General features: G+C 63.1%; 21 protein-coding genes. 15 read left to right on the top strand and 6 right to left on the bottom strand.

The genetic code is table 11. From position 1 onward, the window contains the following. Window positions 1-66: 66 nt before the first annotated feature. On the top strand, window positions 67-1,419 hold the full coding sequence (radA, locus tag VIZ63_RS14800; protein ID WP_331610437.1) for a DNA repair protein RadA: 1,353 nt from the start codon (window positions 67-69) through the stop codon (window positions 1,417-1,419). Between the two features lie 26 nt (window positions 1,420-1,445). Here the strand turns inward: radA and VIZ63_RS14795 are convergent, their stop codons facing one another. Then, window positions 1,446-2,750 carry an HlyC/CorC family transporter gene (locus VIZ63_RS14795; RefSeq protein ID WP_331610436.1) on the bottom strand — a complete coding sequence of 435 codons (1,305 nt, stop codon included), beginning with the start codon at window positions 2,748-2,750 and terminating at the stop codon, window positions 1,446-1,448. Window positions 2,751-2,762: 12 nt separating this feature from the next. Beyond that, window positions 2,763-3,572 (bottom strand): cytochrome C assembly family protein, encoded by an 810-nt coding sequence (locus VIZ63_RS14790; RefSeq protein WP_331610435.1) that lies wholly within the window; start codon window positions 3,570-3,572, stop codon window positions 2,763-2,765. Between the two features lie 146 nt (window positions 3,573-3,718). On the opposite strand from VIZ63_RS14790, the gene ffh reads away from it, so the two are divergent. The 7 genes from ffh (at window position 3,719) to sppA (ending at window position 10,382) form a co-directional block, all read left to right on the top strand. After that, window positions 3,719-5,071 (top strand): signal recognition particle protein, encoded by a 1,353-nt coding sequence (gene ffh / locus VIZ63_RS14785; RefSeq protein ID WP_331610434.1) that lies wholly within the window; start codon window positions 3,719-3,721, stop codon window positions 5,069-5,071. A gap of 180 nt (window positions 5,072-5,251) precedes the next feature. Further along, window positions 5,252-5,512 (top strand): 30S ribosomal protein S16, encoded by a 261-nt coding sequence (gene rpsP / locus VIZ63_RS14780; RefSeq protein ID WP_331610433.1) that lies wholly within the window; start codon window positions 5,252-5,254, stop codon window positions 5,510-5,512. Window positions 5,513-5,554: 42 nt separating this feature from the next. Then, on the top strand, window positions 5,555-6,073 hold the full coding sequence (gene rimM / locus VIZ63_RS14775; protein WP_331610432.1) for a ribosome maturation factor RimM: 519 nt from the start codon (window positions 5,555-5,557) through the stop codon (window positions 6,071-6,073). 27 nt (window positions 6,074-6,100) lie between these two features. Next, complete coding sequence (trmD, locus tag VIZ63_RS14770) at window positions 6,101-6,862, top strand: tRNA (guanosine(37)-N1)-methyltransferase TrmD (RefSeq protein ID WP_331610431.1); 762 nt, start codon at window positions 6,101-6,103, stop codon at window positions 6,860-6,862. 39 nt (window positions 6,863-6,901) lie between these two features. Next, entirely contained in the window at window positions 6,902-7,246 is a 345-nt protein-coding gene (gene rplS / locus VIZ63_RS14765; RefSeq protein WP_331610430.1) for a 50S ribosomal protein L19, read from the top strand. Window positions 7,247-7,399: 153 nt separating this feature from the next. Further along, the gene (locus VIZ63_RS14760; protein WP_331610429.1) at window positions 7,400-8,530 is read left to right on the top strand and encodes a PQQ-dependent sugar dehydrogenase; all 1,131 of its coding nucleotides are present in this window, start codon (window positions 7,400-7,402) and stop codon (window positions 8,528-8,530) included. A 7-nt stretch (window positions 8,531-8,537) separates the two neighbouring features. Then, the gene (sppA, locus tag VIZ63_RS14755; protein ID WP_331610428.1) at window positions 8,538-10,382 is read left to right on the top strand and encodes a signal peptide peptidase SppA; all 1,845 of its coding nucleotides are present in this window, start codon (window positions 8,538-8,540) and stop codon (window positions 10,380-10,382) included. Window positions 10,383-10,447: 65 nt separating this feature from the next. Here the strand turns inward: sppA and tdh are convergent, their stop codons facing one another. The 3 genes from tdh to glpD form a co-directional block, all read right to left on the bottom strand. Next, complete coding sequence (gene tdh / locus VIZ63_RS14750) at window positions 10,448-11,476, bottom strand: L-threonine 3-dehydrogenase (RefSeq protein WP_331610427.1); 1,029 nt, start codon at window positions 11,474-11,476, stop codon at window positions 10,448-10,450. A 65-nt stretch (window positions 11,477-11,541) separates the two neighbouring features. Continuing rightward, the gene (locus tag VIZ63_RS14745; protein ID WP_331610426.1) at window positions 11,542-12,732 is read right to left on the bottom strand and encodes a glycine C-acetyltransferase; all 1,191 of its coding nucleotides are present in this window, start codon (window positions 12,730-12,732) and stop codon (window positions 11,542-11,544) included. A gap of 243 nt (window positions 12,733-12,975) precedes the next feature. Further along, window positions 12,976-14,466: a glycerol-3-phosphate dehydrogenase gene (gene glpD, locus VIZ63_RS14740; protein ID WP_331610425.1), complete on the bottom strand. Its 1,491-nt coding sequence runs from the start codon at window positions 14,464-14,466 to the stop codon at window positions 12,976-12,978. 166 nt (window positions 14,467-14,632) lie between these two features. Here glpD and VIZ63_RS14735 point away from each other — a divergent pair, with 166 nt between their 5' ends. The 3 genes from VIZ63_RS14735 to VIZ63_RS14725 are packed head-to-tail and all read left to right on the top strand — an operon-like array spanning window position 14,633 to window position 17,734. Continuing rightward, window positions 14,633-15,025 carry an RNA-binding S4 domain-containing protein gene (locus VIZ63_RS14735; RefSeq protein WP_331610424.1) on the top strand — a complete coding sequence of 131 codons (393 nt, stop codon included), beginning with the start codon at window positions 14,633-14,635 and terminating at the stop codon, window positions 15,023-15,025. Window positions 15,026-15,039: 14 nt separating this feature from the next. Further along, window positions 15,040-15,552 (top strand): (2Fe-2S)-binding protein, encoded by a 513-nt coding sequence (locus tag VIZ63_RS14730; RefSeq protein WP_331610423.1) that lies wholly within the window; start codon window positions 15,040-15,042, stop codon window positions 15,550-15,552. After that, entirely contained in the window at window positions 15,545-17,734 is a 2,190-nt protein-coding gene (locus VIZ63_RS14725) for a xanthine dehydrogenase family protein molybdopterin-binding subunit (RefSeq protein WP_331610422.1), read from the top strand. Before VIZ63_RS14730 ends, VIZ63_RS14725 begins: the two co-directional genes overlap by 8 nt. 77 nt (window positions 17,735-17,811) lie before the next feature. Here the strand turns inward: VIZ63_RS14725 and VIZ63_RS14720 are convergent, their stop codons facing one another. Next, the gene (locus VIZ63_RS14720; RefSeq protein ID WP_331610421.1) at window positions 17,812-18,897 is read right to left on the bottom strand and encodes an XdhC family protein; all 1,086 of its coding nucleotides are present in this window, start codon (window positions 18,895-18,897) and stop codon (window positions 17,812-17,814) included. A 172-nt stretch (window positions 18,898-19,069) separates the two neighbouring features. Here VIZ63_RS14720 and VIZ63_RS14715 point away from each other — a divergent pair, with 172 nt between their 5' ends. From VIZ63_RS14715 to VIZ63_RS14700, 4 genes are all read left to right on the top strand, one after another. Next, window positions 19,070-19,504: a hypothetical protein gene (locus VIZ63_RS14715; RefSeq protein WP_331610420.1), complete on the top strand. Its 435-nt coding sequence runs from the start codon at window positions 19,070-19,072 to the stop codon at window positions 19,502-19,504. A 205-nt stretch (window positions 19,505-19,709) separates the two neighbouring features. After that, window positions 19,710-20,804: a phosphotransferase gene (locus VIZ63_RS14710; RefSeq protein ID WP_331610419.1), complete on the top strand. Its 1,095-nt coding sequence runs from the start codon at window positions 19,710-19,712 to the stop codon at window positions 20,802-20,804. A 41-nt stretch (window positions 20,805-20,845) separates the two neighbouring features. After that, window positions 20,846-22,057 (top strand): acyl-CoA dehydrogenase family protein, encoded by a 1,212-nt coding sequence (locus tag VIZ63_RS14705; RefSeq protein WP_331610418.1) that lies wholly within the window; start codon window positions 20,846-20,848, stop codon window positions 22,055-22,057. A 105-nt stretch (window positions 22,058-22,162) separates the two neighbouring features. Continuing rightward, a partial coding sequence (locus tag VIZ63_RS14700; RefSeq protein ID WP_331610417.1) for an acyl-CoA dehydrogenase family protein occupies window positions 22,163-22,720 on the top strand: 558 nt, incomplete at its 3' end.

Genomic DNA, 22,720 nt, shown 5'->3' with positions numbered 1-22,720 from the left:
AACTCGCTCACCGAAACCGTGGGCCTGAGGTAGGCTCGGGGTTTCCTCTATTTGTGCAGTGTTGCGATGGCGAAAACTCGGCAAGCCTATGTCTGTGAGCAGTGCGGCAACGAAAGTCTGCAATGGCAGGGCCTGTGTCCGTCGTGTGGTGCCGGCGATTCGCTCAAGGCCGTGACCGTGGCGCGTGGCGGCAACGATCGCAAGTCGCTCGCTGCGGCAAGCGGTGCGCCGCAGCGACTTTCGCAGGTCGCCAATCGAGACGATCCACGCATCGCTACGGGCCTGGACGAACTGGACCGTGTACTTGGCGGTGGCTTGGTGCTCGGGTCCGTAACGCTGCTCGGCGGTGATCCGGGAATCGGCAAGTCGACGATGCTGTTGCAGGCAGGCGATGCGCTCAGTGCGGCGACGCAGACGCTCTACGTGACGGGTGAGGAATCCCTGCGGCAAGTGAGCTTGCGTGCGCGACGTCTCGGTATCACAGCAGATCAACTGCAGCTGCTGGCGGAAACTTCGACGGAGACGATCATCGACCAGGCTCGCGCGGTCGGCGCACGTGTGCTGATCGTGGATTCGATCCAGACGATGCACGTGGCCGACGTCGAGTCATCGCCGGGTTCGGCGACGCAGGTGCGCGAGACAGCGGCGACGCTCGTCCGCTTTGCCAAATCAACCGGCGTCTCGGTGCTCATCATCGGGCACGTCACCAAGGAGGGTGTCATCGCCGGTCCGCGCATCCTCGAGCACATGGTGGATACGGTACTCTATTTCGAGAGCGATGCCGGCAGTCGCTTTCGCATGGTGCGCGCGGTAAAGAACCGCTTCGGCGCCGCGAACGAAGTGGGCGTGTTCGCCATGACCGAACAGGGTCTCAAGGAAGTGAAGAATCCATCGGCGATTTTTCTCTCGCATCATTCACGCCCGGTCGCGGGCAGCGCCGTGATGGTGGCGCGCGAAGGCAGTCGGCCCATGCTGGTGGAGGTCCAGGCGCTGACCGATGAAGCGCAGGGAATGAATCCGCGACGCGTTGCGGTGGGGCTCGACTCCAATCGCCTCGCTCTATTGCTGGCCGTGCTGCATCGTCATGGCAACGTGTCGAGCGCCGGCCGCGACGTCTTCGTCAACGTCGTGGGCGGCGTGCGTATTTCGGAGACGGCGATCGATCTGCCCGCGGTGCTCGCGGCGGTCTCCAGCGTTCGCGACCAGCCGCTCGCTGGAAAGCTCGTCTGCTTTGGCGAAATTGGTCTGGCCGGTGAAGTGCGCCCCGTGCCGTTCGGTGAGGAGCGATTGAAGGAAGCAGCCAAGCACGGCTTTGAGCGCGCGATCGTTCCTGAGGCAAACAAGCCCCGTCGTCCCATCGAAGGTCTCGAGGTCATCGGCGTGGAGCGTCTGGAACAGGCGCTACGTAGCGCGTTCTGAGCAAGCGCAGATCCCGGCGTGCGCCGCTACCGGTGTGTGTGGTCGTCGCTGTCAGTGCCGGCCGGGCGGATTCGCGCGGTTTTCACCGCATTGTCGATGGTCTGCAGGATCTCGATGGTGAGACCGCCGATCGTGAGCGACGTGCCGGGATGGGGAATGTTTTCCAGGTATTCCAGGATGAGGCCGTTCAGCGTTCGCGGTCCGGCCGCGGGTAGCGACCAGCCCAGCGTTCGATTCAACACGCGCACATTGATCGCGCCGTTCACGACATAGCTGCCGTCTGCATCGCGATGGATGTCCCGATGCAGGGTGCCGGGATCGCTGGTGAACTCGCCGACGATCTCTTCCAGAATGTCTTCGAGGGTGACGAGTCCGCGAATGTCGCCGTACTCATCGACGACCAGCGCGATGCGGCGCCGGTCGCGCTGAAAGTTCTGCAACTGCACGTCGAGTGTCGTGCCCTCGGGAACGAAATAGGCTTCGCGCTCGCGGGCGATGCCCAGCAGGATCTCGCGCGACAAGGCGCCGTGCGCCAGCGCATGCGCCACCTTCTTCATGTGCAGCATGCCGACGACATTGTCGAGATTGTTTTCGCACAGCGGCAAACGGGTGTGGGGCGTGGTGCGCAGCTGATCCAGAATGGTGTCCCAGTCGTCGTTGATGTCGACGCTGGAGATCTCGCTGCGCGGGATCATGATGTCCTCGACCGTCACGGACTGCAGTTCCAGGATTCGCGCCAGCATGCGCTGATGCGTGTGGGCGGATGCAAATCCCGGCGCAGTCGGATCCGGGTCGTTGCCGAACGATGGCCCGTTGGCGGGCGTTACGCCGAGGCCCCGCAGAAATCCATGCGACAGCTTTTCGACGAGCCAGGTGGCCGGCTGCAGGGTGCGGAAGATCGCCTGGCAAACCCACGAGGCGGGCAGCGCGATGCGTTCCGCGAAGCGCGCGCCGAAGGCGCGTGGTGCGATGTCGCCCAGAATGACGATCAGCAGCGTGATGCAGGCGATGCCGAACGCGAGCAGCAGGGCGAAGGCCGTTTCACTCGCGAGGCGGAATGTCATGGTGCCGGCAATCGCGGCGGCGGCAGCGTGCAACGCCGTGCGGCAGAGCAGGAAGGTGGTAGCGACCCGGTCCGGCTGAACCAGCAGGCCTTCGATGCGGCGTGCCTTGAGATTGCCGATGCGAACCAGGTTACGCAGGCGATAGCGATTCAGATTCAGGAACGCCGCTTCCACCGCCGAGACGACGGCTGACAGGGCAATCAGCACCAGGATGGAGATCGCGGGGGTGGCCCAGACGATGGGCCAGTCGATACTGTCAGGTTCCAAGGTCGTAGAGCCTCAACCCCAATGTCGCCCGAGGATGGATTCCAGGACGATCTTGGAGCCGAAGTAGGCGAGCACCAGCAGTGCGAAGCCGCTGAGTGTCCAGCGGGCCGCCGTGCGGCCGCGCCAGCCGAAGCGCCGGCGGCCGAAGAGCAGGATCGCGAATACGATCCAGGCGAGGCACGACAGGATCGTCTTGCGTGACAGGTTCTGCGCGAACAGGTCGTCGACGAAGATGAAACCGCTGAAGAGCGCCAGCGTGAGGATGGCGAAGCCCGCGCCGATCGCCTGGAATGTGGCGACTTCGAGGGCTTCCATCGAAGGCAGGATCGACAACCATCCCAGCGGTTGCCGGCTGCGCAGTCGGCGATCCAGCAGTGCCAATGCAATGGCCATGGCGGCGGCGATCGTCAGCAGCGCATAGGCCGTGGTCGACAGGATGATGTGTGCTGCGAGTTCCCAGTTGTGTTCCTTGAGCGCGAAGCTGCGCGCTCCTTCGTCGGTCGTGGCGGCGACCAGCCCTGCAACGGCCATCAGCACTGCTGCGATACCGGTGAAGCGCGGTTTGCGCCACGACCCGATCAGGGCAATCACCCCGATGACCCAGCCGATGAGCGAGGCGGTTTCGGCCACCGAGAACGCCATTTCCGGCTTTGCGAACAGGGCGGACCAGAGCAGCACGGCGTGTGCGACGACCGCGAGCAGGCCCAGTGTCAGGCCAGCCACGCGCTGACCGCGTGCCGAATGGCGTTCGGCGCGATACACGCTGGACGCCAGCCAGGCGGAACAGGCCAGGTAGCAGGCGAGCACGACGATGGAAAGCACGGGGAGCGTTTTTCTCTGTATGAGGCTACGGACTACAGGCTACAGCCTGCGGCCGGAAGAATGAAGGTGCCCGCTGTCTGGTCGTCTCCGGCCGCAGGCTGTAGCCTGTCGCTCCATTCCCCGTTTACTTGCCGGATTTCCCATCGATGTTCGACAAATTGACCGAACGCCTTCAGGGCGTCATGGAAAGCCTGCGCGGCCGCGGGCGTCTTACGGACGAGAACATCAGCGATACCATGCGTCAGGTGCGTATGGCGCTGCTCGAGGCCGACGTGGCCCTGCCGGTCGTCAAGACGTTCATCGAATCCATCCGCGGCAAGGTCGTGGGCATGGAGATCGAGAAGAGCCTGACCCCGGGCCAGTCGCTCATCAAGATCATCCACGACGAGCTGATTGCGCTGATGGGGGCGGGCGTACGGCCCATCAACCTGCGTGCCCAGCCGCCGGTCGTGATCCTGCTCGCCGGTCTGCAGGGCGCGGGCAAGACCACCTCCGCCGGCAAGCTCGCCAAGTGGCTCAAGGAGAATGAAAAGAAGAAGGTGTTGCTGGCCAGCACGGACGTCTATCGTCCGGCGGCCATCCTGCAGCTCGAACGACTGGCGAATCAGCTCGATGTCGCCTTCTATCCGTCCGATCCGAAAAAGCCCGCCCTGACGCTCGCGCGCGAAGCGCTGGTCGAGGCGAAGCAATCGCTTTACGACGTGCTCATCGTCGATACCGCGGGGCGCCTGCACGTCGACGAAGACATGATGAGCGAGATTCGCGACATCAGCGCCGCGGTGAACCCGACGGAGACACTGTTCGTCGTCGACAGCATGGCGGGCCAGGACGCGGTCAATGCGGCCCGGGCCTTCGGAGCCGCGCTGACCCTGACCGGCGTGGTGCTGACCAAGACGGACGGCGATGCGCGCGGCGGCGCGGCCCTGTCGGTCCGCCAGATCACGGGACAGCCCATCCTGTTCATGGGTACGGGCGAGAAGACCGACGCGCTCGAAGTCTTCCAGGCCGAGCGGGTAGCATCACGCATTCTGGGCATGGGCGACGTGCTGGCCCTGGTCGAGAACGTCACCAGGACAGTCGACCGCGAGCAGGCCGAGAAGCTGGCGCGCAAGATGAAGTCCGGCAAAGACTTTGACCTGGAGGATTTGCACGATCAACTGCTGCAGGTGGAGCGCATGGGCGGCCTGAGCGCCCTCGTGGACAAGCTGCCGGCGCACCTGACCGCCAAAGCAGGGGCGATGCCTCAGGGCAACGAAAAGGAGATCAAGCGGCAGGTCGCCATCATCCGTTCCATGACACCGAGGGAGCGGCGGCACCCTAAGAATATCGATGCCTCCCGCAAACGCCGGATCGCCGCGGGGTCGGGTGTCCATGTCTCGGAGATCAACAAACTTCTGAAAAATTACCTTCAAATGCAGAAGGTTATGAAGACCATGTCGAAGGGCGGCGGACTGGCGAAAATGATGCGGGCGTTTGGCGGGCGGATGCCGGGGATGTGAGGTCGGGAGGCCCGCTGGCCCGCTGGCAAGCTGGTCTGCTGGCCAGAGAGGAGATCGGCGTTTTGCTGATTCTGGTTGGGTGATCAGCGGAGTAGTTTGCTACTAAGCCTCTGATTCAGTACCATTCGCGCCCTTTTCCGGGGCTCTCGCCCTCATCTGTGTATTTCTGAGGCTTTATCAATGGTTACGATCCGGCTTACGCGCCGTGGCGCGAAGAAGCAGCCCTTCTACCACATCGTCGTTACGGACAGCCGTAAGCGCCAGGGCGGTGCATCGCTCGAGCAGATCGGCTATTTCAACCCGATCGCGAAGGGCAAGCAGCAGCGTCTGCAGCTCGATCTGGGCCGCGTTGATTTCTGGCTCGACCAGGGCGCCAAGCCTTCTGATCGCGTCGCTGAACTGGTTTTCAAGCAGCGCAAGCAGATTGCCCTCGCTGCCTGATTCCGATTTGTTCTTGTCCTCTTGCCCGCGCATCCATAGGTCGTGACGACCCCGGCGCAAGCCTCAGACCGGATCGTCATCCTCGGAAAGATCGTAGGGACATTCGGGATCAAGGGCTGGGTCAAGATCAAGTCCTACACCGAGCCGGTGGAGAACATCCTCGGCTACGAAGTGTGGAAAGTCGGCAAGCCTGATCAGTGGCAGTCGACCATCGTCGAAGAAGCGCGAGTCACCGACAAAGGTGTGCTCGCGAAGCTGAAAGGACTGGAATCGCCCGAGGAGGCCCGGCTGAAGGTCGGTCTCGAGATCGGTGTGTGGCGCAGCGAAATGCCGCCGCCCGCTCCGGGTGAGTACTACCTGAGCGACCTGGAAGGGATCGACGCGGTGTCGGCATCGGGTGAGCTGCTCGGCCGGGTCGATCACTTCCGATCGACGCCAGGCGGCACGGTGGTGATCGTCCGGGGTGAACAGGAACACTGGATTCCGTTCGTAAAAGACAGGATCGTGAAGGTCGAGCTGGATGCCCGTCGCATCGTGCTCGACTGGTCAGCCGACTGGTGATGAGGGCCTTCTGGTAGGAGTGCGGGAATGCGCATCGAAGTGGTGACGCTGTTCCCGGAGTTCATCACTGAGGCCGTACGGGTCGGCGTGCTGGGCCGGGCGATCGAGCGTGGACGGGTGAGTGTGGCGGCGAGTACGCCGCGAGCCTTCGCCGAGGACGCGCACAAGACAGTCGACGACCGCCCTTATGGTGGCGGCCCGGGAATGGTGTTGAAGGTCGAGCCGACGCGCACAGCTCTCAGAGCTGCGCGAGCCAGGCTCCCTGAAGGCAGCCGCCGGATCTATCTGGCGGCAGACGGCGAGACGCTGACGCAGGCCAGGGCCCGTGAACTCTCGCAATTGCCAGGGTTGCTGTTGCTGGCCGGTCGGTACGAAGGTGTCGACGAGCGGCTGCTGGCGACGGAGATCGACGAGTGTGTGTCGATCGGCGACTACGTGGTGTCGGGCGGAGAGCTGCCGGCGCTGGTGTTGATCGACGCGATCGTGCGACTGCTGCCGGGAGTGCTCGGTGACGAGGAATCCGCTCAACAGGATTCGTACGTTGCTGGAATGCTCGACTGGCCGCATTACACGCGACCGGAAGTGTTCGAGGGTCGCGCGGTGCCGCAGGTATTGCTGAGCGGCAACCACGCAGCGATCCAGCGCTGGCGAACGAAGCAGGCGCTGGGGCGAACCTGGCAGCGGCGGCCGGACTTGCTGGCGAAGCTGCAGATGACGAAGGAGCAGCGCAAGCTGCTGGATGAATTCGTCGCAGAGGTTGAAGCGGAACGCGCCGGGCGCGAGCCGTAGGTAAGGATCGATAGTTTCTAATTCGGAATCGGTGCAATCATGACCAACATCATCGAAGCGCTCGAGCGCGAAGCCACAGGCAAGCAGATCCCCGATTTTTCGCCGGGCGATACCGTCGTTGTGGAAGTGAAAGTGAAGGAAGGCGAGCGCGAGCGCGTGCAGGCTTACGAAGGCGTCGTGATCGCCCGTCGTAACCGCGGTCTCAACTCGTCGTTCACCGTGCGCAAGATCTCGCACGGCGAAGGCGTCGAGCGCGTGTTCCAGGCTTACAGCCCGGCCATCGGCTCGATCAGCGTCAAGCGCCGCGGCAACGTCCGTCGCGCCAAGCTGTACTACCTGCGCGACCTGACCGGCAAGGCAGCGCGCATCGAAGAAAAGGTCTAAGACCTCTTCTCTGCACCGCAAGGGCGCGACAGCGGAACACCGCTGTCGCGCCTTTTTTTTGTTGATGGGTTCGGGCGCGTGCATGAGCGCCCGATAGCTAGTGCCCGCAGCCCCCGCGTACACTCTCAGGCCATCGCTGTCAGCGGAGCCTTCATGTCCGGTCAGTCTCGCCAGATCGCCCGGTTCTTCCAGGTCGGGCTGCTTGCGACCGTGTTGGGCGCCGCAAGCGCCGTAGCCAGTCCGGCCACGGACAAGGTGATTGCCAACGTGCGCCTGCCGCCTGGCTTCAAGCTCGAGGTCTACGCAGACGACGTACCCTTCGCCCGCTCTATGACCCTCGGTAGCAAGGGCACATTATTCGTCGGGACGCGCAAGGGAATGGTGTACGCGGTCAGCCCAGCCGCGGGCAGCGGCGCAAAACGTGCGACACGCACGATTGCCGAAAAGCTGAATCAGCCCAACGGCGTCGCATTCCGCGACGGCGCGCTGTACGTCGCCGAAGTCAGTCGGATCATTCGTTACGACGGCATCGAAGCGTCGCTCGACACCATCCCTGCACCCAGCGTCGTTCGCGACGACTTTCCAAAGGATGGGCATCACGGCTGGAAATACATTGCCTTCGGGCCCGACGGCAAGCTGTACGTACCCATCGGCGCGCCCTGCAACGTCTGTGACCAGCCGAAGTACGCCGCGATAACGCGCATGAATCCGGATGGGTCGGATCGTGAAGTGTTTGCCCGTGGCATCCGCAATACGGTCGGTTTCACATGGCACCCGACCACCCGGGAACTCTGGTTCACCGACAATGGCCGCGACTATCTTGGCGACGATGTGCCACCGTGTGAACTCAACGTTGCGCCGCGCCCCGGACTCGATTTCGGCTTTCCTTACTGTCATGGCAGGGACATCAAGGATCCGGAGTTCGGCAGGCTGGGTGAATGCAGCAAGATGACGCCGCCGGTGCAGTTGCTGGGTGCTCATGTCGCGCCGCTGGCGGTGAAGTTCTATACCGGAACCGCCTTTCCGGAGCGCTATCGCAACCTCGTCTTCATTGCCGAGCATGGCTCGTGGAACCGCTCGGAAAAGAGCGGTTACCGGATCACCACCGTGAAGCTCGACGGCAACAAGGCGGTGAGCTATGAGCCCTTCGCAACGGGTTTCAATCGCGGCAACGAGGTCTACGGCCGTCCGGTCGACCTGCTGCTGCTCGAAGACGGTTCGTTTCTTGTTTCAGACGACCAGGCCGGCGCGATCTATCGCCTGAGCTATGCCGTGAAGGATTGATGACGCTATGAAAACCCTCTCGACGATTTTCGGTTTCCTGTGGCGCGTGCTGGACGGGATGCGCAAGGTGATGCACCTGATCGTCCTGCTCGTCATCTTCATCACGCTGATGGCGGTGTTGTCGCCGCGGATTCCCATTGTGCCGAAGTCGGCTGCATTGGTGATCGCGCCGCAGGGTGCGCTGGTCGAGCAGCTGTCGGGCGATCCGTTCGAGCGCGCTCTGGCCGAGGCCTATGGCAGCGGCCGGGCCGAAACGCTGTTGAGGGACGTGGTCGATTCCATCGAAGCTGCCAAGAAGGACGACCGGATCAAGGCGCTGGTTCTCGATCTCGGCTCGATGCAGGGTGGTGGTATCGCCAAGCTGGAAGAAATTGCCGCGGCTGTGCGCGACTTCCGCACGACGGGCAAACGCGTGGTCGCGCTCGGGGAGGGTTACGACCAGTCGCAGTACTACATCGCAGCCAACGCGGATGACATCTTCCTCGATCCGCAAGGGCTCATTCTGATCGAAGGCTATGGTTACTACCGCACGTTCCTGAAAGGCGCGATCGACAAGCTCGCGGTCGATGTGAACATCTTCCGTGCGGGCAAGTTCAAGTCATACACCGATCAGTTCAGTCGCTCCGATATGGCGGACACCGAGCGGGAGGAAAGCCTGGCGTGGCTGAATTCCCTCTGGACGCAGTACCAGGCTGCGGTTGCACAGGCGCGCGGACTCGAGGCGACGGCCATTGGCGCCTACGTTAACGAGATGGCGCCTGCGGCGCGCTCCATGAAGGGCGATCTCGCGGCGGTCGCCATGGAGCGTCGACTGGTGACGGAACTCAAGTCGCGCCACGAAGCCGAGGAGTATCTGAAGACACTGGTGGGCGAAGACAAGGACGATCACGGTTATCAGGGCATTGCCCACTGGGACTACCTCAGCGCCGTGCGCGCCAGCCAAGCGCTGCAGATCGAAGGCGATCACATCGGCGTCGTGGTTGCGTCCGGAGAAATCCTGGACGGCGAGCAGCCGCCCGGCACGATCGGATCGGACTCGGCGGTGCGTCTGCTGCGCCAGGCGCGCTACGACGATTCCGTCAAGGCAGTGGTGCTGCGCATCGACAGCCCCGGCGGCAGCATGCTCGCGTCCGAGATCATTCGTCGCGAGATCAACGCATTGCGCAACGCCGGCAAGCCCGTGATTGCGTCCATGAGCAGCATGGCGGCCTCCGGCGGCTACTACATCGCCATGGATGCAGATGAGATCTGGGCGAACCCCGCCACGCTCACCGGTTCCATCGGCGTGTTCGCCGTGATTCCAACCTTCCAGCGCACCCTGGAAAAGATTGGCGTCTCCACCGATGGCGTGGGGACGACGCCGCTGGCTGGCGCGCTGAGCGTGGAGCGGACGCTCAAGGACGAAGCAAAGGAAATCCTGCAACTGTCGGTCGAGCACGCCTACAGCACATTCGTTGGAAACGTGGCGTCGGCGCGCGAGAAATCCATCGAGGAGATCGATGGCGTGGCGCAGGGGCGGGTCTGGGCTGGCAATGACGCTGCTCGCGTCGGCCTCGTCGACAAGCTGGGTTCTTATCGCGATGCGCTGAACGCTGCTGCCGAGCGCGCGGGTCTCGACACCGCCAACTACAAGGTGGAGTACATCGAAACGTCGCTGGGCTGGCGTCAGGCGCTGGCCATGCAGACGCAAGTGCTGGCGGCTCGCATCACCTCATCGCTGGTGCCGAAGAACGAGCTGCTGCTATCGGCGCGCAAACTGTTGTCACCGATCGAGACAGAGCTGGCGCGTCTCGCGCGTTTCAGCGATCCCACGCAGATCTATTACTACTGCCCCTGCGGGGCAGTGAATTAACAATCGACAATGGATAACGGAAGACCGGTTCCGGATCGGCGTTGTCAATTATCAATGGTGAATTATCAACTGCTCCACTCCATCACCACTTTGCCCGACTGCCCCTTGCCCATGATATCGAATGCCTGCTGGTAGTCCGTGTAGGGCACGCGGTGGGTGATGATCGGGCGGATATCGAGGCCTGACTGCAGGATCGCGGCCATCTTGTACCAGGTCTCGAACATCTGGCGGCCGTAGATGCCTTTGAGCGTCAGGCCTTTCAGGATCACTTCGTTCCAGTCGATGGCGACATCGTTCGGCGGCAGGCCGAGGAGGGCGACGCTGCCGCCGTGATGCATCGTGCGCAGCAGGTCGCGGAAGGCAGAAGCATTGCCTGACATTTCCAGTCCGACATCGAAGCCTTCCTGCATGCCGAGTTGTTTCATGGCATCGTCGAGCGAATCGCGAGTGACGTTGAGTGCGAGCGTTGCGCCCATTTTGCGTGCGAGATCGAGCCGGTAGTCGTTCACGTCCGTGATCACGACATGCCGCGCGCCGACGAAGCGCACGATCGCGGCCGCCATGATGCCGATCGGCCCGGCGCCGGTAATGAGCACATCCTCGCCGACCACGTCGAAGGCGAGGGCGGTGTGAACGGCGTTGCCGAGCGGATCGAGGATGGCGGCGATCTCATCGTCGATGGCATCCGGCAGCTTGAAGGCATTGAGCGCCGGAATGACGACGTACTCGGCGAAGCAGCCGGGACGATTCACACCGACGCCGACGGTGTTGCGACACAGGTGTCTGCGTCCCGCGCGACAGTTGCGGCAATGACCGCACGTAATGTGGCCTTCTCCCGAGACGCGGTCACCGCTTTTGAAGCCGGACACTTCGCTGCCGATCTCCACGATCTCGCCGCAATACTCATGGCCGACCGCCATCGGCACGGGGATCGTTCGCTGTGCCCAGCCATCCCAGTTGTAGATATGCATGTCGGTGCCGCAGATGGCGGTCCGCTTCACCCGGATCAATACATCGTTGGGTCCGATCGTCGGACGTGGGATGTCCTGCAGTTCGATGCCCGGCGCGGCGTGGGATTTGACGAGAGCGTGCATGATGGATGCTTGAGCAACGGCGGTGGCACAGCGTAGCGCGCAAACACTGTATTCAATAGTCCGTGCTACCTCACCACGCCGAGTTCTCTGCCGACCGCCGTAAACGCCGCAATCGCCTTGTCGAGGTGCGCTTTCGTGTGCACGGCCGACATCTGGGTCCGGATTCTCGCCTTGCCATGGGGCACGACGGGGAAGGAGAAGCCGATGACGTATACACCGTGTCCCAGAAGGCGCTGTGCGAACTCGGACGCGAGCTTTGCATCTCCCAGCATGACCGGAATGATCGGGTGTTCGCCGGGTACCAGGGTGAAGCCGGCGGCGGTCATGCCGGCCCGGAAATGGGCCGCGTTGTCCCGCAGTTGATCGCGCAATGTGTTGTCGGATTCGAGCAGGTCGATGACCCGCAGGCTCGCGGCCGCGATGAACGGTGGGATGCTGTTGGAGAAAAGGTAGGGGCGCGAGCGCTGCCGCAGCCACCCGATGACCTCCTTGCGACCCGACGTGTAACCGCCGCTGGCGCCGCCCAATGCCTTGCCCAGCGTGCCGGTGAGAATGTCGACCCGATCCATGACTCCGCGCAACTCATGGGTGCCGCGGCCGGTAGCGCCGGTAAAGCCTGTCGCATGCGAATCATCGACCATGACCAGGGCGTCGTATCGATCCGCCAGATCGCAGATCTCCGTCAGTCGCGCGATCACGCCATCCATCGAGAACACGCCGTCGGTCGCGATCAATCGGACGCGGCTGTCAGCGGCTTCCTTCAGACGTGTTTCCAGCTCGTCGAGATCGTTGTTCGAGTAACGCAGGCGCCTGGCTTTGCACAGACGGATGCCGTCGATGATGCTGGCGTGATTCAGCGCATCGCTGATGACTGCATCCTGCTCGTCGAGCAAGGTCTCGAACAGCCCGCCGTTCGCATCGAAACACGATGAATACAGGATCGTGTCCTCGGTTCCGAGGAAGCGGCTCAGTCGCGCCTCCAGCTCCTTGTGGACGCTGTGCGTCCCGCAGATGAAGCGGACCGAGGCCATGCCATAGCCATAGCGATCCAGCGAAAGGCGGGCTGCCTCGCGCACGGAGCCATGATTGGCCAGCCCCAGGTAATTGTTTGCACACAGATTGATGACTTCCGAGCCGTCGCTGACCCGGATGACCGCCTGTTGCGGTGAGGTCAGAACCCGTTCGGGTTTAAACAGGCCTTCGGCGCGCAACTGTTCGGTGTCTCGCGCCAGCCGATCGAGAAAATCACTTTTCACTGCCGCCACCTTCGGGATTGAGGAGCGTTGATTCTGCCACTGCCCTGATCTGCTGCCTGGAGTGCTATCGCTTCGAGGCATCGATCGGGTGATGGCTGCTGGAGGATAGTAGACATACCAGCATTTCCGAATCGTTCAATAAAGCTGCTTTGTCAACCATCATTCGTGATGGCCGTTGCCATGCGTCATTCGCTTTTCCGGTGTCCGCCTGGCAAGTGGCGTACTGACTTGTCCCGGTTCAACTCAACGGTGCATGAAGTTCGCGAAATCTTTGCGCGCTGCTGCAGTCATGTGCAGACCGATCTTGGTCCGGCGCCACAGAACATCCTCGCTCGTGCGCGCCCACTCATGGGTGCGCAGATAGTCGACCTCGGCGCGCGTCAGTCCGGCGCCGAAATCCGTGCCGAGATCCTCCAGCGCCTTGGCGCCGCCGACGATCTCGCTGATGCGCGTGCCATACGATCGCGCCAGCCTTTCGGCAAGCGCCGCGGGGAGAAACGACCAGCGGCGTTGTACGCTCTCGAGGAATGCGGCGAAATCCGCCTGTGGCAGATCGCCGCCCGGCAGCTGTGCCTGATCGGTCCAGCCTTGCTTCGAACCGCCGATGAAGGGGTGCAGCTTGTGCAACGCGGTTTCGGCCAGCCGCCGATAGGTCGTGATTTTTCCACCGAAGACCGACAGCAGCGCAGGCTGACCCTGGGCTTCGGTCAATTCCAGCTTGTAGTCGCGCGTGACCTTCGATGCGTTGCTGGCTTCGTCATCGCTCAGCGGACGCACGCCGGCGAAGGTCCATTTCACGTCCGACGGGGAAATGGGTCGCTGGAAGTATTCGTTCGCCGTCTTGCACAGGTACGCGATCTCCTCGGTCGATATGGCAGCCTCGGCGGGATTGCCTTCATAGGGGACGTCGGTCGTGCCGACCAGCGTGAAATCCTGCTGGTAGGGAATCGCGAAGACCACGCGACCGTCAGGATGCTGCAGCAGGAAGGCGTGATCGCCCTCGTACATGCGCGGCACGACGATGTGACTGCCTTTGACCAGGCGGATCTGGTTTTCGTTGCTGCTTCGCGGGACGTGTCCCAGAACGTCTTCGACCCACGGTCCGGCCGCGTTGACCATCGCGCGTGCGGTCAGCACCGATTGCTCGCCCGTCACCGTGTCCTCGACGCGAATCCGCCAGTGACCGTCCTGTGCCGACGCGCCGACGAAGCGCGTGCGCGTGCGGATCGTGGCGCCTCGCTGTGCGGCGTCCATCGCATTCAGAATGACCAGGCGACTGTCGTCGACCCAGCAATCCGAGTAAGTGAAGCCATGTGTGAGCAGCGGATGCAGCGAACCGGCCCAAGGCCCCGTCGTGAGGCTGACACTGTGCGACGCCGGCAGGCGATGCCGGCCACCGATGTGGTCGTAAAGAAACAGCCCGCTGCGGATCTGCCAGCGTGGCCGCAACCCCTCGACATGCGGCAGCACGAACTGCATCGGCCGGATGATGTGTGGTGCGATGGCCAGTAATCGTTCGCGTTCGATCAGGGCCTCGCGCACGAGCCGGAATTCGAAGAGTTCCAGGTAGCGCAGCCCGCCGTGGATCAGCTTGGTGCTGGCAGAGGACGTCGCCGAGGCGAGGTCGCTCTGTTCGATCAGCATCACCTTGTGGCCGCGGCCTGCCGCGTCGCGTGCGATGCCAGTTCCGTTGATGCCGCCGCCCACTATCAGCAAATCGAAAGGATCACTCATGGGCAGGTCGTTGTCGTCGTGACGCCGAAGATCGGAAGCAGGGCAGGTGCGGGATCGCAGTGGGCATTGCCAATGCTGCACGGTTTCGCAACCGCTGGGCAGGGGGGTGGGATGGGCCAGCTTGCGCAGACGTGACGTGACTCACGCCCGGAGGTAGGCTGCCGGCATGATTCAGGATGACACGACGCCGTCTGACGGACTGCGCATCGACAAATGGCTGTGGTGTGCGCGCTTCTTCAAGAGCCGGTCGCAGGCGACTGACGCCGTGGCGGGCGGGCTCGTCCACGTCAATGGCGAGCGGATCAAGCCCTCGCGCCTGGTGCAGGTCGGCGATCGCCTGCAGATCACGCGCGACGAGGAGCGGTTCGAAGTGGTCGTGCAGGGGATTCCGGTGCGCCGCGGCCCGGCTCCGGAGGCGCACTCACACTACGCGGAAACAGAACAGAGCATGGCCGCGCGCGAGGCGCGACGAGCGTTCGCCAAACTGGCCGCTCCGGCGCCGGCACAGCGACCAGACAAACACGGCAGGCGCGCCTTGCGCGACCTGCGTCGTGGTTGAGGGAGCACACAGCGATGGAAGTGATACTGAACGTCAACGGCGAGTCCCGCTCTGTGGACATCGATGCCGACACGCCTTTGCTGTGGGTGTTGCGCGAATCCCTGGGACTCACCGGCACCAAGTTCGGCTGCGGGATCGCGGCTTGCGGCGCATGCACGGTGCATGTCAACGGAGCCGCGGTGCGGTCTTGTGCGATCCCGGCAGCGGCTGTGCAGGGGCAGACGATCACGACCATCGAAGCCCTGGGCAGCGCCAGTCAACGGCACGCTGTGCAGGAGGCCTGGATCGCACACCAGGTGCCGCAGTGTGGCTATTGTCAGTCCGGCATGGTGATGGCAGTAGCGGCGTTACTCGCGAAAACATCGCGGCCGACCGATCAGGAGATCGACACCGAGATCACGAATATCTGTCGCTGCGGCACGTATGAGCGTGTCCGGCGCGCCATCCATGCAGCGGCGTTGAAACTTTCCAGCGGCGATGTCGAAGCCAATCATGACGGCGAGCCCGCGGAGGTGCGTCATGGGTAAGTGGACGCGCCGTGCCGTCATCGCAACGGGTGGCCTCGTGGGTGGCGGATTGGTGCTGGGGTTGGGTGGCATCGCCTTTGCGCCGAATCGCATCGGCATCCGACCGGAGGACGAACAAGATCCGGCGCGCCTTTCGACGTGGTTGCGCATCGCGCCAGATAACACGATCACGGTCATCGTGCCTCACTGCGAGATGGGGCAGGGGGTACACACGTCGCTGCCGATGATGCTGGCCGAGGAACTGGATGCCGACTGGCAGCGGGTTCGCGTCGAAGAAGCCCCCGCCGAAAGTATCTATGCCAATGGTTACCTGGTGCGCGCCTTCGTGCCAGCCGTGGCGGATGTGCCGAAGTTCATGGAGCGCTTCGTCGACTGGGGCACCTACCGCATCACGCGGCTGATGGATCTGCAGGTCACGGGTGGCAGCAGCTCAGTTCGCGGCACCGGCTTCCTGGGTATGCGTATCGCAGGTGGTGCGGCGCGCGCGATGCTCATCGAGGCAGCAGCGAAGCGGTGGCAGGTTGCAGCGGGCGAATGCGACGCGAAGTCGTCGCGCGTCACGCATGCCGGATCGGGTCGCAGCGCGACGTTCGGCGAACTGGCAGCCGACGCGGCATTGCTCGCGCCGCCCGTGCATCCACAGCTCAAGTCATACGATCAGTACACGATCGTGGGTAAGCCGATTCCCCGCCTCGACATCCCCTCCAAAGTCGACGGCAGCGCGACGTACGGCATCGACGTCGATGTGCCTGGCATGGTGTATGCCACGATCGCAGCAGCACCGGTGTTCGGCGCACAGCTCGGCGCTGTAGACGCCACGTCTGTGAGCGCTCTGCCCGGAATTCGCCAGGTCGTGAAACTCGATAACGCCGTGGCAGTGGTCGCCGACAGCTACTGGCGAGCCCTGAAGGCGTTGCGCACACTGATTCCTTCGTTCACGGCGACGGCACACGATGCGCAGACGAGTGCCACCTTGGCAGTCGCGATGGGCACGGCCCTCGAAAGCAACGATGCGAAGAAGGTGTTTGCGAGCGGCGATGCAGTGGCCACGCTCGGCGGTGCAAGCAAGGCGATCCAGGCCGAATACTCGGTTCCCTTTCTTGCGCATGCCACGATGGAGCCGATGAATGCGACCGTGCGTATCGCCGGCGATCGCTGCGAAGTCTGGACCGGTGTCCAGGATCCGCTGGCGGCGCGGAAGGTGGCTGCATCGGCCGCGGGCATGTCGGCGGACGCCGTGATCATTCACAACCAGCAACTCGGCGGCGGTTTCGGTCGCCGGCTGCCGGGCGCGCATGACTTCATCGATCAGGCGGTGCGCATCGCGAAGGTAATGGCGCCGGCGCCGGTCAAACTGATCTGGAGTCGCGAAGAGGACATGCAGCACGACTACTACCGCCCGGCGGTCATCGCCCGCTACAAAGGCGCGATCGATTCCAGCGGCGCGCCGAGCGTATGGATTTCGCGATTCAACGGCACTGGCGGTGATGCCGCGACCCTGCCTTACGCCGTACCGAATCAGGATATCCGCTCGGTGAAGACTGAGCATCACGTGCGCCTCGGGTCGTGGCGTTCGGTTGAACATTCCCAACACGGATTCTTCACCGAGTCATTCATCGACGAACTCGCGCACGCGGCCGGCAAGGAGCCGTATCAGTTCCGGCGCGACCTGCTGAAGCAGGCGCCACGGCATCGGGCAGTGCTGGAAAAAGCCGCGTGGATGTCGGGTTGGGGCGCAGCGCCGCCTGCGGGTCGCGCGCGCGGCATTGCGCTGGTCGAAAGCTTCGGCTCCATCGTCGCCGAAGTGGCCGAAGTCGAACTCGTCGACGGTCGCATCAAGGTTCACAACGTCTGGGCGGCCGTCGACTGCGGCTATGTCGTGAACCCGGACACGGCATTGGCTCAGATCGAGGGCGGAATCATTTTCGGACTGTCAGCCGCACTGTTCAGCGAAATCACATTGCGCGACGGCCGCGTCGCACAGCGCAATTTCGACGACTACCCGATGCCAAAGCTCGCCGATGCGCCGCGCATCAAAGTCGAATTCATCCGTTCCGACGCGCCTCTCGGCGGACTGGGCGAACCCGGCGTACCGCCGATTGCACCTGCTATCGCCAACGCTGTGTTTGCGCTCACGGGCAAGCGTTTGCGATCGTTGCCGCTGCGGATCGAAGCGGAGTAACCGCAAAGAACGCATAGATCGCAAAGGTCGGAGACGAATGAAGAGAGTTCTATCTTCCCCTCGGAGTTCCATGCGTTCTATGCGTTCTTTGCGGTTACTCCTTCTCCTGAGTCTTTCTCCTGCGCACTGAACGACCGCCCCGGACGATCCGTAAGCACCGCCTGGATTTCTGCCACGATGGCGAGGGCAATCGCTTCGGGAGTCTTTGCGCCGATGTCGAGGCCGATCGGGCCGTAGAGGCGCTTGCCGAGGAGTGTCGAGCGATCGCCGATATCGTTCATGAGTCGTGCGCGGCGCGGTGCCGGGCCGAGCAGGCCAATGTAGGGAATGGCGCTGGCGGCGAGGGCGGACAGATAGGCTTCGTCCGAAGTGAGGTGATGACTCATGACGACCGCCGCATCGAACTCGGCGTCATCGAGAAAGTCGGCCAGTGTTCCCGCCGGCCGCAATTCGACGCTGCGGGCTCGAGGGAAGCGATCGGCGATCGCGTAGGCGGAACGATGATCGAGCACGGTGACGTGCCATCCCAGCAGTCCGGCGAACTCCACCAGCGGCATGGCGTCGGGGCCGGCGCCGAGCAGCAGCAGTTTGGGTGGCAGCTCGATTGGCACGACGAGGAACTCGGCATCGTCTGCATTCACCGCAGACGCTTTGCGAGGCGAGTTGACCATCGCCGCCTGTACGGCATCGGGCAGCGAGCCGGGACTATCGCTGCGCAACGCTGCCCCGAGTTCGAAGTGCGGATTCTCGCTGGCTGTCACGAGCGCGATGCTGCCGTCCAGGTGGCGGTTGCGGCAGCGATCGATGAAGGCAAAGGGTTCATAGTCATTCGCCGCGTCCAGGCGCGTCAGCAGGATGCGCATCGCGCCCTCGCAGCCCAGGCCAATCCCCCAGAGCACATCGTCGGAGCTGCGGGTGTCGTATTCGGCGATCAGCGCCGCGCCGGTGTCCAGTACTTTGCGCGAACGTTCCACCAGATCCGCTTCCAGGCAACCGCCGCTCAACAGTCCGGCAGCGCTGGCGTCCTGGGCGATCAGCATCTGCGCACCGGCCTTGCGATAGGTCGATCCGATGGTGTGGATCACGGTCGCGAGGACGAGTGCTTCGCCCCGATCGCGGTGCAAGTGAAAGAATTCTCCGAGCGAAACAGGTCGATGATTCATTGGATCGCAATGGTGGGCAGGGATGAGAAGCTGTACATGCTGGCACGAGCCGCGCCCGGCGCGCCAGATTCAGCGAATCCCGCAGGAACCGCCGATTCGCAGGGGACATTCAGTGCTTGTTAAACTTCGGCCAGCCAGTGTGGCCCCATCGCCTTCAGCGGAGATTCGATACATGCCTACCAAGATCGTCGGTTTGACGCTCGCTTGCCTGATGCTGGCAGGCTCGGGTGTCGCCACGGCCGCGGCCGATGTCGGCTGCAGCATGACCTTCGAAATGAAGGGCTGGTCGGCCTTCTACAAAACCTATAAAGGCACCGGCACGATTACCTGCTCCAACGGCCAGTCGGCGCGTGTGACGCTCGATGCCAAGGGTGGCGGGTTGACGTTCGGCAAGTCGGCCATCGAGAACGGCAAGGGCGAGTTTTCGGGCGTGAAGAACATCGAAGAGGTCTTTGGTTCGTACGCCGAGGCCGAGGCGCATGCGGGCGCCATCAAGTCCAGCAAGGCGAGCGTGATGACCAAGGGCGAAGTGTCCCTGGCACTCAGCGGCACCGGTCGTGGCTGGGATCTCGGTATCGCCTTCGGCAAGTTGACTATCGCGCGCTAGCGATACTGCACAGCGGCTGTTCTGCGTTGCAGTGCCCGGGCTGCAACGCCACGTTTCTTTTCCCTGCGCGTCTGCGTCGCGAATACAATGCCCGCTCACCGGGCAATCCCGGATCCGATGCGCAGTCCTCCTCTTCGAGGGGCGGCGACGCATCCAAAGCATCTACGATAGTCCATGGAGCCGACCTGGTTTCCAGAGGATCGCGATGGCAGACGTCTCAGAGACACTCGCATCATCCGGCTCGTCGGTTGCACAGGACTCTGATGTCATTGTCGTCGATGTGCTGCCGCAGCATCGCTTCGACCAGGCGCCGCTGTGGCGCTATCTGGAACAGCATCTCGACGGTTTCTCAGGCCCGGCGCGCTTGCGACAGTTTCAGGGCGGACAATCGAACCCGACGTTCCTGATCGACACACCCGCACGCAAGTACGTGCTGCGCAAGAAGCCTCCAGGCAAGCTGCTGCCATCGGCGCATCTGATCGAGCGCGAATACCGGATTCTCCGCGCGCTGCCGCCGGATCAGGTGCCCGTGCCGCCAGCGCGCGTGCTGTGCGAAGACGCGTCCATCATCGGCACTGCGTTCTATGTCATGGATCATGTCGAGGGTCGCGTCATCACCGGAGTGACGTTGCCGCAACTCGAGCCGGCGCAGCGGCGCGCCGTGTATGCGGACTTCGCTCGCGTGGCAGCCGGATTGCACGGCGTCGACTACAAAGCTTGCGGGCTTGCGGACTTCGGCAAGCCCGAAGGCTATGTCGCGCGCCAGCTTGAACGCTGGAGCAAGCAGTACGTCGCGTCGAAAACCGATGAGAATCCGGACATGGACAAACTCATCGCCTGGCTCGCGGCGAATCAGCCGCAGCGCGATGAGACGGCCATCGCTCACGGCGACTTCCGCATCGGCAACACGATCATTCATCCGACGCAGCCGCGCATCATTGCATTGCTCGATTGGGAACTTGCCACGCTCGGCCATCCGCTGGCGGATCTCGCGTATGCCTGCATGTACTACTACATGCCCGCGGGCAGCGAGGTCGGCGGCGGCCTTGCCGGACTGGATCTCGCATCGCTGGGCATTCCGACGGAAGCTGAATTCCTCGCGATCTATCGACGGCACTCGGGTCGCGAGGAGATTCCGGACTGGAATTTTTTTCTGGCGTTCTCCTTCTTCCGGATGGCAGCCATCACGCAGGGCGTCTATGCACGGGCGCTACAAGGCAATGCAGCAGATCAGCGGGCGATCAGTTACGGCGAAGCGGCGAAAGTGTTCGCCGGCATCGGCCGCACGCTAACGAAGTGACACCCGGCCGCCGTCAGACATTTCACTTGCAGGTAGTCGTCATGTCCGCGCACCCAGAAATTCCCACCGACGTTTCTTCTGAAGAGTTTCGCCAGGCGACGCGCCAATGGCTGGAGGCCAATTGCCCGCCTGAAATGCGCCAGCCGGTCGTCGATGACAGCGACGTGTGCTGGGGTGGTCGCCATGTGGCCTTCAAGAACGACGCGCAGCGCCTGTGGCTGGAGCGTATGGCGCAACGTGGCTGGACGGTGCCCGAATGGCCGAAGTCGTACGGTGGCGGCGGGCTCAGCAAGGACGAGGCGAAGATCCTGCGTGAGGAGATGGCGGCGCTGCGCTGCCGCTCGCCACTTACGTCGTTCGGCATCTCGATGCTCGGGCCGGCGCTGCTCAAGTACGGCAACGAGGCCCAGAAGAACGAGCACCTCCCGAAGATCGCCCGCGGTGAAATCCGCTGGTGCCAGGGTTATTCGGAGCCGGGCGCGGGCTCGGATCTGGCGTCGCTCAAGACGCGCGCGGACGACAAGGGCGATCACTTCCTGATCAATGGCTCGAAGATCTGGACCAGCTATGGCGACAAGGCAGACTGGATCTTCTGTCTGGTGCGGACGAGCTTCGAGGGCAGAAAGCACGATGGCATCAGTTTTCTGCTGTTCGACATGGCGAGCCCAGGCATCTCCACGCGGCCGATTCGCCTGATCTCCGGTTACTCACCGTTCACGCAGACGTTCTTCGACAACGTGAAGGTGCCGAAAGAGAACCTGCTGGGTGAATTGAACAAGGGCTGGACCATCGCCAAATACCTGCTCACGCACGAGCGCAATATGATCGGCGGCATGGGTCTCGCTCTGCGCGTAGGCGGCAAGGGCACGCTTGGCCAACTCGCTGTCAGTGCGTTGGGATTGTCCGGCGGTCGTCTCGCCGATCCGGTGCTGCGCGCCGATATCGCCCGGTTCGAGATCGATGCGAATGCCTTCGCACTCACCATGGAGCGCGTGCAGGCCGAGGCGAAGGCCGGCAACGAAACCGGTGCGCTGTCGTCGATGCTCAAGTACTACGGCACCGAGCTCAACAAGCGCCGCGCCGAACTCATGATGTCGATCGCCGGCGCAGATGGCCTGCGTTTCGGCGATGGCGACGCGGAAGAACTGGCGCCGATCTGGTTGCGCACCCGCGCCAACTCGATCGAGGGCGGTACGTCCGAGGTGCAGTTGAACATCATCTCCAAGCATGTGCTGAAACTGCCCGGCGCATGAGGAGCGGGGGCTGTAGGGCGCTCGGCTCTGGCATGAGCGAATGCGATCCGGTCTGACCAGCAGCCCAGTACCCAGCAGCCCGGAATCGTCTCTGAGGAAGTCCACATGTCGCTCGTTCTCAATGAAGATCAACTCATGTTTCGCGACGCTGCGAAACGTTTCGCGGCCGCGCGCGCACCGATTGCCGAACTGCGCCGGTTGCGCGATGCCGGCGACGTCGTCGGATTCGATCGTGACGTGTGGAAAGAGATGGCGGAGATGGGTTGGGCCGGCGTGCTCGTGCCCGAGGAGTATGGCGGTGTGGGTTTCGGCCACGTCGGCGCCGGTCTGATTGCGCAGGAGATCGGCAGGAATCTCAGTGCGACGCCGTTCGTGTCGACGGCCGTACTCGGCGTCACTGCATTGCTGAAAGGCTCAGAGGCGCAGAAGCAGGAATGGTTGCCCAAGGTAGCCGCGGGCGAGGCGGTCCTGGCGCTCGCCAGCGACGAGTGCAGCCGGCACCTGCCGTTCAGCATTGCCACGCGCGCGACGGGCAGCGCGGGCAGGTACAAGCTCAGCGGTCGCAAGCTGCACGTGCTGGACGGTCACGTTGCCGATCGATTGATCGTGTCGGCGCGAACGTCCGGCGACGTGGAGAGGCGTGACGGCATCACGTTGTTCCTG

The sequence above is a fragment of the Povalibacter sp. genome, from assembly GCF_036520495.1.
GTDB lineage: Bacteria > Pseudomonadota > Gammaproteobacteria > Steroidobacterales > Steroidobacteraceae > Steroidobacter.
The sequence above is the reverse complement of the archived record's forward strand: the minus strand, read 5'-3'. Positions and strand labels throughout refer to the sequence as shown.